At 70.8% G+C, this 15,245-nt stretch carries 14 protein-coding genes; 7 read left to right on the top strand and 7 right to left on the bottom strand.

From position 1 onward, the window contains the following. Positions 1-36: 36 nt before the first annotated feature. Entirely contained in the window at positions 37-1,155 is a 1,119-nt protein-coding gene (locus tag ACIHIX_RS02695; RefSeq protein WP_399948962.1) for a hypothetical protein, read from the bottom strand. A 143-nt stretch (positions 1,156-1,298) separates the two neighbouring features. Here ACIHIX_RS02695 and ACIHIX_RS02690 point away from each other — a divergent pair, with 143 nt between their 5' ends. Next, on the top strand, positions 1,299-2,456 hold the full coding sequence (locus ACIHIX_RS02690) for a cystathionine gamma-synthase (protein WP_399948961.1): 1,158 nt from the start codon (positions 1,299-1,301) through the stop codon (positions 2,454-2,456). 19 nt (positions 2,457-2,475) lie between these two features. Here the strand turns inward: ACIHIX_RS02690 and ACIHIX_RS02685 are convergent, their stop codons facing one another. The 3 genes from ACIHIX_RS02685 to ACIHIX_RS02675 all read right to left on the bottom strand — a co-directional run bounded on the left by ACIHIX_RS02685 (position 2,476) and on the right by ACIHIX_RS02675 (position 3,964). Further along, the gene (locus ACIHIX_RS02685) at positions 2,476-2,724 is read right to left on the bottom strand and encodes a hypothetical protein (protein WP_399948959.1); all 249 of its coding nucleotides are present in this window, start codon (positions 2,722-2,724) and stop codon (positions 2,476-2,478) included. Positions 2,725-2,755: 31 nt separating this feature from the next. Continuing rightward, complete coding sequence (locus tag ACIHIX_RS02680; protein ID WP_399948957.1) at positions 2,756-3,259, bottom strand: sigma factor-like helix-turn-helix DNA-binding protein; 504 nt, start codon at positions 3,257-3,259, stop codon at positions 2,756-2,758. A 198-nt stretch (positions 3,260-3,457) separates the two neighbouring features. Next, positions 3,458-3,964, bottom strand: a complete 507-nt coding sequence (locus ACIHIX_RS02675) for a MarR family transcriptional regulator (protein ID WP_329344124.1) — start codon at positions 3,962-3,964, stop codon at positions 3,458-3,460. 163 nt (positions 3,965-4,127) lie between these two features. Here ACIHIX_RS02675 and ilvA point away from each other — a divergent pair, with 163 nt between their 5' ends. From ilvA to ACIHIX_RS02660, 3 genes are all read left to right on the top strand, one after another. Then, on the top strand, positions 4,128-5,366 hold the full coding sequence (gene ilvA / locus ACIHIX_RS02670; protein ID WP_399948955.1) for a threonine ammonia-lyase: 1,239 nt from the start codon (positions 4,128-4,130) through the stop codon (positions 5,364-5,366). Positions 5,367-5,512: 146 nt separating this feature from the next. Next, positions 5,513-6,517 carry an ATP-binding cassette domain-containing protein gene (locus ACIHIX_RS02665; protein WP_399948953.1) on the top strand — a complete coding sequence of 335 codons (1,005 nt, stop codon included), beginning with the start codon at positions 5,513-5,515 and terminating at the stop codon, positions 6,515-6,517. Then, positions 6,514-7,371: an ABC transporter permease gene (locus ACIHIX_RS02660; protein WP_399948951.1), complete on the top strand. Its 858-nt coding sequence runs from the start codon at positions 6,514-6,516 to the stop codon at positions 7,369-7,371. Before ACIHIX_RS02665 ends, ACIHIX_RS02660 begins: the two co-directional genes overlap by 4 nt. A 63-nt stretch (positions 7,372-7,434) precedes the next feature. Here the strand turns inward: ACIHIX_RS02660 and greA are convergent, their stop codons facing one another. Beyond that, on the bottom strand, positions 7,435-7,935 hold the full coding sequence (gene greA, locus ACIHIX_RS02655) for a transcription elongation factor GreA (RefSeq protein ID WP_399948949.1): 501 nt from the start codon (positions 7,933-7,935) through the stop codon (positions 7,435-7,437). A gap of 168 nt (positions 7,936-8,103) precedes the next feature. Next, on the bottom strand, positions 8,104-8,502 hold the full coding sequence (locus tag ACIHIX_RS02650) for a DUF4307 domain-containing protein (protein ID WP_399948947.1): 399 nt from the start codon (positions 8,500-8,502) through the stop codon (positions 8,104-8,106). A 138-nt stretch (positions 8,503-8,640) separates the two neighbouring features. Here ACIHIX_RS02650 and mca point away from each other — a divergent pair, with 138 nt between their 5' ends. Both mca and ACIHIX_RS02640 read left to right on the top strand, forming a co-directional pair. Further along, a complete protein-coding gene (mca, locus tag ACIHIX_RS02645) occupies positions 8,641-9,522 on the top strand; it encodes a mycothiol conjugate amidase Mca (RefSeq protein ID WP_399948945.1) in 882 nt (293 codons plus the stop codon). Continuing rightward, positions 9,515-9,763, top strand: coding sequence for a hypothetical protein (locus ACIHIX_RS02640; protein ID WP_399948943.1), 249 nt, complete (start codon positions 9,515-9,517; stop codon positions 9,761-9,763). Before mca ends, ACIHIX_RS02640 begins: the two co-directional genes overlap by 8 nt. Before the next feature lie 22 nt (positions 9,764-9,785). Here ACIHIX_RS02640 and ACIHIX_RS02635 read toward each other — a convergent pair whose 3' ends face one another. Next, positions 9,786-12,986, bottom strand: coding sequence for a tetratricopeptide repeat protein (locus ACIHIX_RS02635; protein ID WP_399948941.1), 3,201 nt, complete (start codon positions 12,984-12,986; stop codon positions 9,786-9,788). A gap of 139 nt (positions 12,987-13,125) precedes the next feature. Between ACIHIX_RS02635 and ACIHIX_RS02630 the strand changes: the two genes are divergently transcribed. After that, positions 13,126-15,159: a thioredoxin domain-containing protein gene (locus ACIHIX_RS02630; RefSeq protein WP_399948939.1), complete on the top strand. Its 2,034-nt coding sequence runs from the start codon at positions 13,126-13,128 to the stop codon at positions 15,157-15,159. The last annotated feature ends 86 nt before the right edge of the window (positions 15,160-15,245 follow it).

The following is a 15,245-nucleotide window of genomic DNA, read 5'->3' as shown; positions in this document are numbered from 1 at the left end:
ATTCAGGCGCCACACGCGGCATTCCGCCGCCCCGCCTCAGTGCGGCAGCGTCGCCGGGCTGCCGCCGTTCGCCTCGTAGCCCGCCACCGCCAGCGCGCGGTAGACCGCGAACTCCGCCGCCGGGTCCGGGGACAGGGTCCACGGCAGGGCGCCCACGTGGCCGTCGATGTGTATGAGCTGGTTCATGGCCTCCGCCCAGCGCTCGCCGCGGACCAGGAAGAAGACCAGCATGTGCCGGACGTGCGCCAGCATCGGGTCGTCCGCGCGGGCCGAGTGCACGGCGTGCAGCGCGCCGTGGATCGCCTTCGTCACCACCTCGCTCTGATAGAAGCCGGCGACCAGGTTGACCTCGGGCAGGTGCTCGAAGACCGCGAACAGCGGCATCGCCGACAGGAGAGAGCCCTGGGGGGCACGCGCCGCGGCTGCCTCCGCGAAGGACATCGCCTGCTCGCGCGAGCCGTGCCACTTCTCGCACCAGTAGTGCAGCGCCGCCAGATGCGCGCCCATGTGCGCCGGGGCGCGGTCCAGGATCTTCAGCCAGAGCTGCTCGAACTCCTCGCGGGAGTAGGCGAGGCCACGGGCCACCGAGAGCTCGACGATGTACGGGATCGGGTCACCGGGCGCCAGCAGCGCCGCCTCGCCGCACGCCGCCCTCGCCTCCTCCATGATGATCCGGAAGTCGTCCGTGCCCGGCGTGGCCGTCCGCCACGCCTGCTGCACCAGGAACTCCGCGTGCACGGCCGCACCGCCCGCGTCCTTGGGGGCCTCGGCCCGCCACACCCGCAGCCACTGCCCGCCCGGCGTCTCGCTCACCCCGCCCGGCCGCTGAGCCAGCTCCAGGGAGGCCGCACCCGCGAAGGCCTGCACGCGCTGCCAGCGCGGCTCGCCCTCCGCCCCGGTGCCGGCGAGCAGCTGGGAGGCCGCGCGGTAGTCCTGGGTGCGCTGCACCAGGTCCAGTACGTCCAGCAGGTCCTGGTCGGGTCCGGGCATCCGGACGTCCAGCTCCTCCTGCCGTACGAAGCCGTACTCCGCCGGGTCCGCGGCGTCGGGGTGGCCCGGCGGGACCCGCTCGATCACGCCCCTCCTGCGCCGCAGGACGGGCAGCACCACGAAGCCCAGCATGACCAGCGCCATCAGGACCCAGAGAATCTCCATGCCACAAGCGTTCCAGACGCCGCCGACAATTGGCCAACCAGGTCCCCGGCCTGTGGACAACCGGGGACGGACAGCTCCGCAGTCGACGGCATGTACACCTCATCGCCGACATCGGTCCGGAATGCGGACTACGCTCGGGGCCCATGAGCGACAGGCACATCAGTCAGCACTTCGAGACCCTCGCGATCCACGCGGGCAACACCGCCGATCCCCTCACCGGCGCGGTCGTCCCGCCGATCTACCAGGTCTCCACGTACAAGCAGGACGGCGTCGGCGGTCTGCGCGGCGGCTACGAGTACAGCCGTAGCGCCAACCCGACCCGCACCGCCCTGGAGGAGAACCTCGCCGCCCTCGAAGGCGGTCGCCGAGGTCTCGCGTTCGCGTCCGGACTGGCGGCCGAGGACTGCCTGTTGCGTACGCTGCTCAGCCCCGGCGACCACGTGGTCATCCCCAACGACGCGTACGGCGGCACGTTCCGCCTCTTCGCCAAGGTCGTCGCCCGCTGGGGCGTGGAGTGGTCGGTCGCCGACACCAGCGACCCCGCCGCCGTACGGGCCGCCATCACCCCGAAGACCAAGGCCGTGTGGGTGGAGACCCCCTCCAACCCGCTGCTCGGCATCACCGACATCGCCGCCGTCGCGCAGATCGCCCGGGACGCCGGCGCGAAGCTCGTCGTCGACAACACCTTCGCCACGCCCTACCTCCAGCAGCCGCTCGCGCTCGGCGCGGACGTCGTCGTGCACTCCCTGACCAAGTACATGGGTGGCCACTCCGACGTCGTCGGCGGTGCGCTCATCGTCGGCGACGAGGCGCTCGGCGAGGAACTGGCGTACCACCAGAACGCGATGGGCGCGGTCGCCGGGCCCTTCGACTCCTGGCTCGTGCTGCGCGGCACCAAGACGCTCTCCGTGCGCATGGACCGGCACAGCGAGAACGCCACCAAGGTCGCCGACATGCTGACCCGGCACACGCGCGTGACGAAGGTCCTCTACCCGGGCCTGGAGGACCACCCCGGGCACGAGGTCGCCGCCAAGCAGATGCGGGCCTTCGGCGGCATGGTGTCCTTCCAGGTCGAGGGCGGCGAGGAGGCGGCCGTCGAGGTCTGCAACCGCGCCAAGGTGTTCACGCTGGGCGAGTCCCTCGGCGGCGTCGAGTCCCTCATCGAGCACCCCGGCCGCATGACGCACGCGTCCGCCGCGGGCAGCGCCCTGGAGGTGCCCGCCGACCTGGTGCGCCTCTCCGTGGGCATCGAGAACGTCGACGACCTGCTGGAAGACCTCCAGCAGGCGCTGGGCCGGTAGGTCCGAGGAGCCCGAGGGCTCACCAGTCGGTGAGCGGTGGAGTCGTCTGCGACGGCGGCTCCACCCAGGGGCGGGCCAGCACCGCCCACACGATGAAGGCGACGCTCGCCGCGAAGAGCAGGAACCACATCACGCGGCGGGCCGCCCGCCTGCGCCGCAGCATGCGGGCGCCCCGGCGCACCACCTCCGCGTGCAGCTCCGGGGGCACGGGCGGTGGCGCCTGGTCCATGATCCGCCGTACGGCGGCCTCACGCTCGGGCCGGTTCACGGCCGCCTCCCGCCGGTCAGCCCCGGCCCGCTCATGACGGCGCCATCTTCGCCCCGCCCACCGCGGGCGCCGGGCCCCGGGGCGGGTGCAGCAGGGTCGCTGTCGCCCGGTCGCAGATCGTGTGGACGCGCTCCGTCGGCAGGCCGAGGAGAGCCGCCGCCTGTTCCTCGGCGACACCCTCGTAGAGCCTGAGGACGAGGACGAGCCGCTCCTGCGGGGCCAGACCGGCCAGGGGGCTGGCGGGATGGGGACGTGCGCCGGCCAGACCGCCGTACTGGTGCCAGGCGCCGCGGGCGAACCGGGTGGCCAGGTACTGGCGGGTGCGGTCGTACGGGTCCTCGCCGTGCAGTCCGTCCCAGCACGCGTACGTGTGGGCGAGCGCCAGCGTCAGCAGGCGCCGCGCGCGCGGGTTGTCGTCCGGGGCCTCCGCGGTGAGGAGGGTCGCGGCATGCAGCAGCCGCCCGGCCGCGCCCGCGACGAACGCCTCGAACTCCCGGGCACGGCGGGCGTCCTGAGACGCATGCCGTTGTCGCACCGCGCCTCCCGCCGCAGACCGACCATGTGAGGGAACCGGCCCCCAGGTCGCGTACGGGATACGGAACCGTGTGCGACTCGGGACCCGGTCTCATATGAGGCCAGGGGTGGCCTTTCGGTCAAGAGCCGCGCGCGGACACATCAGCCGTTCAGGAATCCGACCACTCGGGCCGGCGGCTGTTTTCCGGAAGCCGACCGCTCAGGAAGCCGACGGGGAGTCCGCACCCGGCAGCCCCTGTGCCGCCATCCGGGAGGAGAGCGCGGTGTTGAAGCGCGTGAGGAGCGTGCAGAACGCCTCGCGCTCCTCCGGCGCCCAGTCGTGTGTCAGCTCGGCCATCAACTGACGCCGCGAGGAGCGCACTTCCTCCAGCCGCGACAGCCCGCGCGGGGACAGCTGGAGCACCACGGCCCGCCCGTCCTCCGGGTGCGAGGTGCGCTTGACGAGCCCGGTGTCCACGAGCGGCGCCACCTGCCGGGTCACCGTCGACGAGTCGATGCCCATGCTCGCGGCGAGCGCCTTGACGCCCATCGGGCCTTCCTTGTCGAGGCGGTTGAGCAGCAGGTATGCGGCGCGGTCCATGGAGTTGCGCACCTGCCCGACCCCGCCGAGCCGGGTCTGTTCGGCACGGCGGGCGAAGACCGCCACCTCGTGCTGCAGCGTGTCGAGGAGACCGGTGTCACCGACGGTCGTCATGTCCATCGACATTTCAGGTGTTGTGGGCATGGCCGGGGGCTCACTTCAGATGAGGGGTGCTGGGTTGGGGGACAGGGTACGCGGCTGGAAGGCGGGCCGTACCGGCGCTGCGCAAACCGGTCTCGGAGGTTGGTCACAGCGGCCGCTTGCGCCTGTGAACTGCGATGCTTGTGTCATGAGCTACGGCACGGCTGACTCCTTGCACTCCCTGCGGCCCGTCACCCTCGACGATGTGAAGGGCGCCCAGAAGATGCTCACGGGAGTGGCCCGGGTGACCGCGATGGAGGGCAGCCGGCACCTCTCCCAGCTGGTCGGCGCGCCGGTGCACTTCAAGTGCGAGAACCTGCAGCGCACCGGGTCGTTCAAGCTGCGCGGCGCCTACGTCAGGATCGCCGGACTGCTGCCCGAGGAGCGGGCCGCCGGGGTCGTCGCCGCGAGCGCGGGCAACCACGCGCAGGGTGTCGCGCTGGCGTCGGCGCTGCTGGGCGTGCGGTCGACGGTGTTCATGCCGAAGGGCGCCCCGCTGCCGAAGATCAGCGCGACCCGGGACTACGGCGCCGAGGTGAGGCTGCACGGGCAGGTGGTCGACGAGACGCTGGCCGCCGCGCAGGAGTACGCGGAGCGGACGGGCGCGGTGTTCATTCATCCCTTCGACCACCCCGACGTCATCGCGGGCCAGGGCACGGTCGGCCTGGAGATCCTGGAGCAGTGCCCGGAGGTGCGCACGATCGTCCTCGGCATCGGCGGCGGCGGTCTCGCGGCCGGCGTCGCGGTCGCGGTGAAGTCGCTGCGGCCCGACGTGCGGATCGTGGGCGTCCAGGCGGCGGGCGCGGCGGCGTATCCGCCCTCGCTGGCGGCCGGGCGGCCGGTGTCGATCGAGAACCCGGCCACGATGGCCGACGGCATGAAGGTCGGGCGGCCCGGCGATGTGCCGTTCGAGATCGTCGGCGAACTGGTCGACGAGGTGCGTACGGTCAGCGAGGACGAGCTGTCCGCGGCGCTGCTGCTGAGCCTGGAACGGGCCAAGCTGGTCGTCGAGCCGGCCGGCGCGAGCCCCGTCGCGGCGCTGCTGAGCGACCCCCGCGCCTTCGAGGGACCGGTCGTCGCGGTGCTGTCCGGTGGCAACGTCGATCCGGTGCTGTTGCAACGCGTGCTGCGGCACGGCATGGCCGCGCAGGGCCGCTACCTGGCCGTACGCCTGCGGCTGACGGACCGTCCCGGCGCTCTCGCCACGCTTCTCGGGGTGTTGTCAGTGGTGGACGCTAACGTCCTCGACGTGAGCCATGTGCGGACCGATCCACGGCTCGGGCTCACGGAGGCGGAGGTCGAGCTGCACCTGGAGACGAAGGGCCCCGAGCACTGCGCCGAGGTCGGCCAGGCCCTGCGGAACGCGGGCTACACGGTCATCGACTGAGGTCAGCGGCTTGGATTCACCCTTTCGTGAAAGTCCATTGAGACTCGCGATACATCGCGTTATGGTGTGTTGCGAGAAAAGGGCAGGCGGCAGGACCAGCGCAAACCTAGGCTTTTCGAAGAATCCCCGACGACGTGGAGACTCATATGCCAGGCGCCATCTATGCCGAAGGCCTGGTCAAGACCTTCGGTGACGTAAAGGCTCTGGACGGCGTCGACCTCGACGTGCCGGAAGGCACCGTCCTGGGCCTGCTCGGGCCGAACGGCGCGGGCAAGACGACGACCGTCCGCTGCCTCACGACCCTGCTGCGCCCCGACAGCGGCTCGGCGGTCGTCGCGGGCATCGACGTCCTCAAGCACCCCGACGCGGTACGCCGTTCCATCGGGCTCTCCGGCCAGTTCGCGGCGGTCGACGAGTATCTGACCGGCCGCGAGAACCTCCAGATGGTCGGCCAGCTCTACCAGATGAGGGCGAAGGCGGCGAAGGCCCGGGCGGTCGAGCTGCTGGAGCAGTTCGACCTCGCGGACGCCGCCGACCGCCCCACCAAGACCTACTCCGGCGGTATGCGTCGCCGACTCGACCTCGCGGCCGCCCTGGTCGTCTCCCCGCCCGTGATGTTCATGGACGAACCGACGACCGGCCTGGACCCGCGCAACCGGCAGCTGCTGTGGGAGGTCATCAAGCGGCTCGTCTCCGGCGGCACCACCCTGCTGCTGACCACGCAGTACCTCGAAGAGGCCGACCACCTCGCACATGACATCGCCGTCGTCGACCACGGGCGTCTCATCGCCCAGGGCACCTCCGACCAGCTCAAGGCCCGCACCGGCGGCGAGCGCGTCGAGGTGGTGGTCCATGAGCGCGAGGACATACGGACCGCCTCCGAGGTCCTGCGCGGCTTCGGCAAGGGCGACACCACGGTCGAGGAGCACACCCGCAAGCTCACCGTCCCCGTCACCGGCGGCGCCAAGCTCCTCGCCGAGGTCATCCGCGAGCTCGACACCCGGGGCATCGAGATCGACGACATCGGCCTGCGCCGCCCCACCCTCGACGATGTCTTCCTCTCCCTGACCGGCCATGTGGCCGAGGAGAAGGACGAGGCGAAGGACGAGGCGAGCGGCAAGGCCGGCGGCAAGGAGGCCGTCAACAAATGAGTGCTGTCACCGACACCGCACGCATCGCACCGGCCGGCAACCCGGTCAGCCAGTCCGTCCGGGACTCCCTGGTCGTCGCCAAGCGCAATCTGATCCGGATGTCCCGGATCCCGGAGATGATCATCTACGGGCTGATCCAGCCCATCATGTTCGTGGTGCTCTTCACCTACGTCTTCGGCGGTTCCATGCAGATCGGCGGCAGCACCAGCGCCGTCGACTACAAGAACTTCCTGATGGCCGGCATCTTCGCGCAGACCGTCACGTTCGCCACCGCCAGCTCCGGCGCCGGCATCGCCGACGACATGCACAAGGGCCTCATCGACCGGTTCCGCTCGCTGCCCATGGCAAGAGGCGCCGTGCTCACCGGGCGCACCTTCGCCGACCTCGTGCAGACCGCGCTCACCCTGATAGTGCTCGCGGTGGTCGCCCTCCTGGTCGGCTGGCGAGTCGGGTCGGACGCGGACACCAACGTCGGCAAGGTGCTGGGCGCCTTCGGGCTGCTGCTCCTGCTCGGGTACGCGTTCACCTGGATCGGCGCCCTGATCGGCATGTCCGTCCGTACCCCCGAGGCGGCCACCTCCAGCGGACTGATCTGGCTCTTCCCGGTCACGTTCATCTCGAACGCCTTCGTGGACACCAGCCATATGACGCCGTGGCTGCGCCATATCGCCGACTGGAACCCGTTCAGCGCGACGGTCCAGGCGTGCCGGGAGCTGTTCGGCAACCCGGGCGTCTCGTCCTCCGAGGCCTGGCCGATGCGGCACTCGGTATGGGCCTCACTGATCTACTCGGTGCTGATCATCGTGGTGTTCAGGACCCTGTCGGTCAGGAAGTACCGCTCGGCGACGGCGTGACCGCGAAGGCATGACAGAGCCCCCGGTGCCGGGAGGCGCCGGGGGCTCGTCGAAGCGAACGGATCAGCCGCTGTAGGGCTCGGCCGTGAGGATCTTCACGGACGCCTTCTTGCCGTTGGGCAGCTCGTACTCCGCGTCCTCGCCGACCTTGTGGCCGATCACGCCGGAGCCCAGCGGGGACTGCGGCGAGTAGGTCTCGATGTCGGAGCTGGCGTACTCGCGGGAGGCGAGCAGGAAGGTCATCGTGTCGTCCTCGTCGCCGTCGAAGGCGATCGTGACGACCATGCCGGGCGCGACCGTGCCGTCGGCGGACGTCGGGGCCTCGCCGACCTTGGCCTTCTCCAGGAGCTGGGTCAGCTGGCGGATGCGGAGCTCCTGCTTGCCCTGCTCTTCCTTGGCCGCGTGGTACCCGCCGTTCTCGCGCAGGTCGCCCTCCTCGCGCGCTGCCGCGATCTTCGCGGTGACTTCCTCGCGCGCGGGACCAGACAGGTACGCCAGCTCTTCCTTGAGCTTGGTGTACGCCTCCTGCGTAAGCCAGGTGACGTCTTCGCTGGTCTGGGTCACAGGTGCTCCTCGTAGGTACTGGGAATACAAAGCATCGCCCTACCCAGAAGAATGTTCCTTCACGGAAGGGCGAAACCACGAGCCTAACAATTCAACGGCCCAAGGGGGAGGACATAACCCACCAGATTCACGTCAACGCAGGTCAGCCAGTACGTAATGCAGATGAACTCAGTCGGCGTGACAGCCCAGGAGCTCGGCGGTGGTGCCCTGGGACGTCGTACGGAGCGTGACGACCTTGTCGATGCGGGTGGCGTCCCCGGAGAAGCGGAAGTCGGCCCGGCCGACCTCGGCGCCGTTCTCCGCCTGGGAGCGGATCGTGCAGTAGCCGCTGGCGCCGGCGTCCTTGCGGACCTCCAGATGCACCTGCACCGCGTCCTGCTGCGGTTCGAAGGTGATCACTTCGGCGCTGATCTCGTTCTTGGCGACGTAGTGCCAGGCGAAGTAACCCATCATCGCGACCAGCAGGGCCCCGAGGACGACGGCTGCGATCCTGAGCTTGTGGTCGGCGCGCTCGTCCGAGGAACGGCCGTAACGGCCCTCGGGCAGTCGCGTGGTCGACGCGCTCATGATCGTCCTCTCGGCAGAAACCGGACGGATACCGGGCCTCGTCCTGACCCCGGAATTATTCGCCCTCCGATTCGGTCACTATAGAAGCGCCGATCGCACCCGAAGACACCGGGGCGCCGACTTACTGAGGATTGAGTCTTGACTGACCAGCTGCGACTGATGGCCGTTCACGCGCACCCCGACGACGAGTCGAGCAAGGGCGCGGCCACCATGGCGAAGTACGTGTCCGAGGGGGTGGACGTGCTGGTCGTGACCTGCACGGGAGGGGAGCGCGGCTCCATCCTCAATCCGAAGCTGCAGGGAGACAGGTACATCGAGGAGCACATCCACGAGGTACGCAAGAAGGAGATGGACGAGGCCCGCGAGATCCTCGGCGTGAAGCAGGAGTGGCTCGGCTTCGTCGACTCCGGTCTGCCCGAGGGCGACCCGCTGCCGCCGCTCCCCGAGGGCTGCTTCGCCCTGGAGGACGTCGACAAGGCGGCCGGCGAGCTGGTCCGCAAGATCCGCGCGTTCCGTCCCCAGGTGATCACCACGTACGACGAGAACGGCGGCTACCCGCACCCCGACCACATCATGACCCACAAGATCTCGATGGTGGCGTTCGAGGGCGCGGCGGACACCGAGAAGTACCCGGAGGCCGAGTTCGGCCCCGCCTACCAGGCGCAGAAGCTCTACTACAACCAGGGCTTCAACCGTCCCCGCACCGAGGCGCTGCACCAGGCGATGCTGGACCGCGGTCTGGAGTCGCCGTACGGGGAGTGGCTCAAGCGCTGGAGCGAGATCGAGCGCGCCGAGCGCACGCTGACCACGCACATCCCGTGCGCCGAGTACTACGAGATCCGCGACAAGGCGCTGATCGCGCACGCCACGCAGATCGACCCCGACGGCGGCTGGTTCAAGGTCCCGATGGAGATCCAGAAGGAGGTCTGGCCGACGGAGGAGTACGAACTCGCGAAGTCCCTCGTCGATACCTCCCTCCCCGAGGACGACCTCTTCGCGGGCATCCGGGACAATGCCTGACATGAGCGCAAGCGTGAGCCTGGCAATGACGCATCTCGTCCCCCTCGCCAAGGAGGTGGACGAGAACAAGGTCACCCCCGGCGTCCTCGGCTTCATCGTCTTCGCGGTGATGGCCCTGGCGGTGTGGGGCCTGATGAAGTCGATGAGCCGGCAGCTGGGGAAGGTCGACTTCAAGGAGACCCCGGACCCGGAGGCCGAGACCGCGTCCGAGACGGCCTCGGCCAAGCCCGGCCAGAGCTGACCGCGGTCCGGCGGGGTGGCGGTCAGTTCCTGGCCGCCACCGCCACCCCCATGACCTCCCGCGCATGCCGGTTCGGGACCATGCCCAGCCGCCATGCCTGCCAGCCGGACTCCAGGCTCACCCCCCGCTCCAGCAGGAGCAGATACGCCTCGACGTAGTCGTCGAGCTTCTCGTCCCGGGACGGATGGCCGCCCCGGGACAGCTGGGACAGCTCCTCCTGCGCGACCGCCGTGCCGATCTCCATGCCGCCCGGGGCCGCGTAGGGGAGCAGGGTGCAGCGCAGGAAGCGGGCCCAGTCCTCGCCGCGGCGGTCGCCGTACGAGGTGAACAGGCCGATCGCCTCGTCGCACAGGGCGAGCGCCTGCGGGGTGCGGGCGTTGCCCGCGTCCACCACGGCCAGCTCCAGACAGGTCCACGCCTCGCCGTGGGCGACGCCGATCCGCTGGAAGTCCGCGCGCGCGTCGACGAGGAGCTGACGGGCGAAGCCGGAATTGCGGAGAGAGCCGGTCTGGGCCGCGCGCTGGTCCCTCGTGACGCGCGCCGAGTGGTGCCGGGCACAGGCCAGGCCGTAGACGTCACGGATGCGGGAGAACATCGTCCGGGAGCGTTCCAGCTCGCGCACCGCCAGGTCCAGGTTGCCGGTCTCCTCCAGGGCCTGGCCCAGGTAGTAGACGGACCAGGCCTCACCGCGCGCGTCCTCGTTCTCGCGATGCCGGGACGCCGCCTGGCGCAGTCCGTCCACCGCCGGCGAGGGGTCGCCGGCGACGAGCCGGGCGCGGGCCAGCTGGGTCAGGGCCCAGGCCTCGCCGCGGGCGTCGCGGGTGCGGCCGTAGAGATCCAGGGCCGTGCGCAGTTCCCGTTCGGCTCGCGGTACGTCGCCCATGCGCAGGGCCAGCTGGCCGAGCTGGAAGTGGGCCCACGCCTCGCCGTGCACGGACTCGCCCGCGTGGTGCAGGACCAGGGACTGGGTGAGCAGGTCCATGGCCTCGGTCAGATGGGCCCGGTCGCGTTCCACGGCCGCCAGAGCGTGCATCGTCCAGGCCCGGTCCGTGGCCAGCTCGGGGGCCGCCTGGAGGTCCAGGGCCTCGTGCAGCCGGGCCGCCGCCTCCGTCAGGTTGCCCTGGTGGTGCAGGGTGATGCCGAGGGAGCAGAGGGCTCGTGCGGCGCCCGCGTCGTGGTGGGCCTCCATGTAGAGGTCCACCACAGAGGTGAGGGTCGTGCGCGCCTTGTCCAGCTCGCCCAGCTGACGGGCGGCGATACCCGTGCGCCACTGCACGGAACGGACCAGGAGACCCTGGTCGACCGCCTGCGCCAGCTCGCTGATCTCACCCAGGCGGTAGAGGTCGCCGCGCAGCAGGCAGTAGTCGCACAGCGCGCCCAGGAGGTTCAGCACCGCCGCCTGGTTCACGCCCTCCGCGTGCCGCAGCGTCGAGGTGATGAAGCTCGACTCGTCGTCCAGCCAGCGCAGCGCCTCGTCCAGCGAGGTGAAGCCGTGCGGGGAGAAACGGTCCGAGCGGGTCGACATGTTGCCGTCGACCAGGCGCAGCACCGAGTCGGCGAGCTCGGCGTAGTTCACGATGAGACGTTCCTGCGCCGCCGTACGCTCCGCCGGTTCCTCCTCGTCCAGAAGACGGGCCTGGGCGAAGGCGCGGACCAGGTCGTGCAGGCGGTAGCGGTCACCGCGGACCTGGTCGAGCAGACCCGCGCGGGAGAGCGCGACGAGCTGCCGGGTCGCCTCCGCCTGGTCCGTGGCGAGCAGCGCCGCGGCGGCCGCCGCGCCCAGGGAGGCCCGGCCCGCCAGCGCCAGTCGGCGCAGCAGTCGGCGGGCCGGTTCCGACTGGTCGGTGTAACGCAGCCACAGCACCCGCTCGATCGGCTCCACCGGGCCGTACGCGCCCAGGTCAGAGGCCAGTTGACGCGGTGAACGCGGACCCAGGGACGAACCCGCGATGCGCAGCGCGAGCGGCAGACCGCCGCACAGTTCCCTGATCCGGTCGGCGGACTCGGCGTCGTAGGGCGCTGTCTTGTCCTGCGCGGACGCGGCGAGCAACTCCTCTCCGCCGGCCGGATCCAGCGCCTCCACCGGGAGGTGGTGCACCCAGGCCGGAAGATCGGCGGGCAGCTTCAGCGGGACCCGGCTGGTGACCAGGACCAGGCTGTCGGAGCGCTCGGGGACGAGCGTGCGGACCTGCTCGGGGTCCGAGGCGTCGTCCAGGACGACCGTCACCGGTAGGCCCGTCAGATGCTGGTGGTACAGCTCGCTCAGCCGCTTGACCTGCTGGTCGGGGGAGGAACGCTCCCGGAACAGCAGCTGCTCGCGGGGCGCGCCGAGCCGGTTCAGCAGATGCAGCAGCGCGTCACGGGTGGGCAGCGGGGGCTCCTCCGGGCTGTCACCGCGCAGGTCCACCACGCACGCGCCGCGGAAGTGGTCCCGCAGATCGTGCGCGGCATGCAGCGCGAGCGTCGAACGGCCGCTGCCGGACGGACCGTGCAGCACCACCACCGTCGGCCGGGTCTCCGTGCTCGCCCGCGCCGACTGCACCCAGTGTCTGATCCGGCCCACCTCCTGCCGCCGGCCCGCGAACGCGGCGACCGGCTCCGGGAGTTGGCCGAACGACTGCTCCAGCACGTTCCGCCCGCGGGCCGCCGCGCTCTTGTCGGCGCCCTTCAGCCGCGGCCCCGTCTTCTTCGGCCCGGTCGACGCGCTCCGCACCCGCTGCTGGTCCAGGAACGGCCTGATGCCCCGCACCTCGAGGGCGGTCAGCCACGACAGCCTGAGCTGCTCGGGCCCGCCCGGCTGACTCGCCGCGCCCGCCTGGTGGTGCGCGGCCGGCAGATGCGACCCGGCGACCTTCACCACGGTCGCCGCCGCCCCCACCACCCCGACGGTCACCCCGGCACCGAGGGCCGTCCCCGCGCCGGTCCCCAGCACCAGGTCGGCGACGACGGCCGCCGTCGCGGCAACCCCGGCCACCAGCAACGGAGTTCCGCCGCCCTCCTGCGCGTACCGCTGCCCGAACGTCAGCTGCCCGGCCGCCGCCTCGTCCAGCGCGCGCGTATACGCCTCGTACTCCTCGGTGGCCGTCTCGGCCATGGCGTCCAGTGCGCCGCGCGCCCGTGACAGCAGCACACCCCCGTCGATGCGCCCGCCCGACCGCCGCACCTCCTCCTCCACGGCCCGGGCCACCAGCCGCTCGGCCTCCACCCGATGGCTGTCCCGCATGTCTCGTCCCCCTCCGACGACAACGGTGTTCTTGGTCAAGTGTGCTGCCGACGGGGCGCTGTGGGGAGAGGGCCGGAGGATCACCTTCTGCGACACGCCTGCCGCGTGAGGGCCGGGGTACTGCGGCAGGATGGACCTCATGCCGAACCGACTGGCCCAAGAGACGTCCCCCTACCTCCTCCAGCACGCGGACAACCCCGTCGACTGGTGGCCGTGGTCCGGCGAGGCCTTCGAGGAGGCGCGCAAGAGCGGCAAACCCGTGCTGCTCAGCGTCGGGTACTCCAGTTGCCACTGGTGCCATGTGATGGCGCACGAGTCCTTCGAGGACCAGGAGACCGCCGACTACCTCAACGCCCACTTCGTCAACATCAAGGTCGACCGCGAAGAACGCCCCGACGTCGACGCCGTCTACATGGAGGCCGTGCAGGCCGCCACCGGGCAGGGTGGGTGGCCGATGACCGTGTTTCTCACGCCGGACGCCGAGCCCTTCTACTTCGGTACCTACTTCCCGCCCGCGCCCCGGCACGGGATGCCGTCGTTCCGGCAGGTGCTGGAGGGGGTGCGCGGGGCGTGGACGGACCGGCGGGACGAGGTCGCCGAGGTGGCGGAGAAGATCGTGCGGGACCTGGCCGGGCGGGAGATCTCGTACGGCGACGCGCAGGCGCCCGGCGAGGAGGAGCTGGCGGGGGCGCTGCTCGGGCTGACGCGGGAGTACGACCCGCAACGCGGGGGATTCGGCGGGGCGCCCAAGTTTCCGCCGTCCATGGTCGTGGAGTTCCTGCTGCGGCATCATGCCCGGACCGGGGCCGAGGGCGCCTTGCAGATGGCGGCGGACACGTGTGAGCGGATGGCGCGGGGCGGGATCTACGACCAGCTGGGGGGCGGGTTCGCGCGGTACTCCGTCGATCGGGAGTGGGTCGTGCCCCACTTCGAGAAGATGCTCTATGACAATGCTCTTCTGTGCCGTGTCTACGCTCATCTCTGGCGGGCCACCGGCTCCGAGCTCGCCCGTCGTGTCGCGCTGGAGACCGCCGACTTCATGGTGCGGGAGCTGCGGACCGCCGAGGGCGGGTTCGCGTCCGCGCTCGACGCCGACAGTGATGACGGGAGCGGGAAGCATGTCGAGGGGGCGTACTACGTGTGGACGCCCGCGCAGCTCGTCGAGGTGTTGGGCGAGGAGGATGCCGAGCTCGCCGCGCAGTACTTCGGGGTGACCGAGGAGGGGACCTTCGAGGAAGGGGCCTCGGTGCTGCAACTGCCGCAGCACGAAGGGGTCTTCGACGCCGAGAAGGTCGAGTCCGTCAAGCGGCGGCTGCTCGCCGCCCGTGCCGAGCGGCCCGCTCCCGGGCGGGACGACAAGGTCGTCGCCGCCTGGAACGGGCTCGCGATCGCCGCGCTCGCCGAGACCGGCGCCTACTTCGACCGGCCCGACCTGGTCGAGGCCGCCGTCGCCGCCGCCGATCTCCTCGTACGGCTCCATCTGGACCAGCAGGCGCGGCTTGCCCGGACCAGCAAGGACGGTCATGTCGGCGCCAACGCCGGGGTGTTGGAGGACTACGCGGATGTCGCGGAGGGGTTCCTCGCGCTCACGTCCGTGACGGGGGAGGGGGTGTGGCTGGAGTTCGCCGGGTTCCTGCTCGACCATGTGCTCGCGCGGTTCGTGGACCCTGAGTCGGGGGCGCTGTTCGACACCGCCTCCGATGCGGAGCAGCTCATCCGGCGGCCTCAGGATCCGACCGACAACGCCGTGCCGTCCGGCTGGACCGCCGCCGCGGGCGCGCTGCTGAGCTATGCCGCGCAGACCGGGTCCGAGCCCCATCGCACCGCCGCGGAACGGGCGTTGGGCGTGGTGAAGGCGCTCGGGCCGAGGGTGCCGCGGTTCATCGGGTGGGGGCTCGCGGTCGCGGAGGCGCTGCTGGACGGGCCGCGGGAGGTGGCGGTCGTGGGGCCGGAGATGGGTCACCCGGCCACAAAGGCCCTGCATCGAGCGGCACTTCTCGGCACCGCTCCCGGTGCCGTCGTCGCCGTGGGGGTCGTCGGGAGTGACGAGCTGCCGTTGCTGGCCGACCGGCCGCTCGTCGGCGGTGAACCGGCCGCGTATGTCTGCCGTAACTTCACCTGTGACGCACCGACGACCGAGGTCGAACGGCTTCGATCATCGCTGAACGGGTGAAGTCACCACACCCTGACGAAACACAGTATTTATCGGAGGATCTCCAGCGCTTCACAGATCGCCCATAACCTCTCCACAGTGGCGCG

This window comes from Streptomyces sp. NPDC051913, assembly GCF_044593635.1.
Classification (GTDB): domain Bacteria; phylum Actinomycetota; class Actinomycetes; order Streptomycetales; family Streptomycetaceae; genus Streptomyces.
This window is presented reverse-complemented; position numbering and strand designations above follow the sequence as displayed.